This window comes from Okeania sp., from assembly GCF_983059655.1.
The window spans coordinates 1-2,230 of record NZ_CEZPJD010001058.1 but is presented as its reverse complement, the minus strand read 5'-3'; the positions used below and the strand labels follow the sequence as shown (position 1 = coordinate 2,230).

Below are 2,230 nucleotides of genomic sequence, written 5' to 3'. Positions count from 1 at the left end.
CTTTTCAGACCACAATATAAATTCCGTGCTTACGGACATTTTTTAATTACTGAGGCTTGGGTAGAACCTCACTTTGTTAAGATTATTAAAGGCTTAGAACGAGTTGGTCTTACTAAAAGTGACATTCAAATCTACTTTTCTGCACATGCCAAGATAGATCCACACCATGCCAAAGAAATTATTACTGCAATTGAACACCAAAGTCCTACATTGACTCTAAAGGAGATTAGGGAAATAGTTATTGGTGGATATCAAGCAATTGAAGCTAATTTACAACAATACAAACGAGTTTTTAATTATCTAAAATCTATTTAGCTAGGTTTTATTAACCCAAATAGGACAAAGAATATCTGGCTCTACCGAACTAAAATGTTGAATTTTAATATAATATCGATCTGTAAACGACTTTAGCCAAAAATATACAAAATTCAACTATTAGGAACTCAAAGTCTTGCTTTGCAAGACTTTTAATGATTAATTTCTAATAGTTTTACATCACAGGTACGGTAGATCCAAATATTTTTGTGTTCTATTTGGCTTAAATAAATTTTATCAGTATAGTCATCTATAATTCAGAGCAATAGTCAACTTAGAGAAACATGAATGAAATTAGGGCAATTATTGGAATAACTCCAGTTATTTTAAGCATCTCAATTATTTTATTTTTGAAGAGAAATACGGTGACTGGAGCTTTAGGAGGAATTTTTTTTGGACTAAGTGTTATCGCAATTACAAATTGGTTTACTCTCAATTCTAGCCAATTGCTTACTGCTATATTTACTTCGGCAATTTTGACAATAAGTGCTGCTTTAGTAATCGTACCAGGTTTATATCTAAATGCAATATTAGAAGGACAAGGTAAAATTAAAAAATTGTCTGATACGATTAAGTTATTTCAGCTAGATAACGCTCATAAAGCACTTCTATTATTAATAGCTTTTCTTCCAGCAATAGAATCTTTAACTGGGTTTGGTGTATCTCTATTTTTATCAATTCCCTTGTTTTTTAGCTTGTTTCCAGATTACAAAGCCTATCGGCTATCAATAATAGGAATGAATATTATGCCTTGGGGAACTCTTGCACTGGCAACTATTGTTGGAGCATCTCTTAGCCAAGAACCAGTTAATCAATTAAGTGCTACTACTGCATTAACTAGCCTGTTTGTTTTTCCCACTTTTGGCTTAATTGGAGCATATATTATTGATGGTATAGAAGGAATAAAACGTAATCTAATTTTAGCCCTAACAATGGGCTTATTTTTATCTATAATGCTATATGTTTTTAGCTGGTTGGGTTTAACAGAACTGGCTGGAGTCCTTTCAGGTTTAACAGTGGGTTTGACAACACTAATTATTCTAAATAAATATCAAAATAAGTCAAAAAAATTAAACTATAAACAAATAAAGTTATCCCAATTACTTACACTATTAGCACCTTATTTGATGCTTTTACTGCTAATTCTAGCATCAAGAGTGATAGAACCAGTTTCCGAGTTTTTATCAGTGATCGCTATATTACAAACATCACGAATCAAATTGGCAGTATTTACAAGCCCTGGAATATTTGTAGGTATTGTAGCTACTATTTGGTATTTTTTAGAAAAAGTAAAAATATCTCATTTCACAATTCTTAATAAATCCCAAAAGACCTGTTTAAGCTTATTTCTGTTTGCTTTTCTGGCGCAACTAATGCAAGAGTCGGGAATGTTAAGTGCATTTTCTTCATTTATAAGTAGTATTTCTCAAGGAAAAGCCATGTATATGTTTGTGACTCCTGCTTTAGGTATGCTTAGTGGCAATATTACTGGCTCAAATGTGGGTGGAAATGCATTAATGATGACACTTCAACATAGTCTAGGTGCATCAATAGATAATGGATTACTTTTTGCTGCTGTACAAAATAGTGCAGCAGGATATGCAGTATTCAGTTCTTCAGCAATCATTGTTTTAACAATGACTATTGCCAAAAACTTTGAACGTAACCATATTGTTAGTGAACATCAACTTGTATCTTTTGGACTCAAATCTGCGTTTTTTGTTTACCTTGCTCTCATATTAGGTTTTTGGACTACTAATTTCGTAATTCGGTAGTGCATCAACAAAGTTAATATCAACTATAAACTACAATGCAATTATTCCTTCCATCTCCAACGCTGCTGCTACCCGTAAAATTAAGGCTTCATTATAAGGTGCAGCAATAATTTGTACCCCCAAAGGTAAACCATTAGTAC

The 2,230-nt window shown here is 32.5% G+C and carries 2 protein-coding genes; both read left to right on the top strand.

Annotated features, from left to right (window positions below; translation table 11 throughout):
• On the top strand, positions 1-315 hold a 315-nt coding region (locus tag AC3DU7_RS31710; protein ID WP_488043205.1), incomplete at its 5' end, for an iron-containing redox enzyme family protein.
• Between the two features lie 284 nt (positions 316-599).
• Positions 600-2,090, top strand: coding sequence for an L-lactate permease (locus AC3DU7_RS31705; protein ID WP_488043204.1), 1,491 nt, complete (start codon positions 600-602; stop codon positions 2,088-2,090).
• The last annotated feature ends 140 nt before the right edge of the window (positions 2,091-2,230 follow it).

Excerpts from the sequence above, each read along its gene's own strand:
- AC3DU7_RS31705 (WP_488043204.1), top strand. The coding sequence starts at position 600 with ATGAATGAAATTAGGGCAATTATTGGAATAACTCCAGTTATTTTAAGC.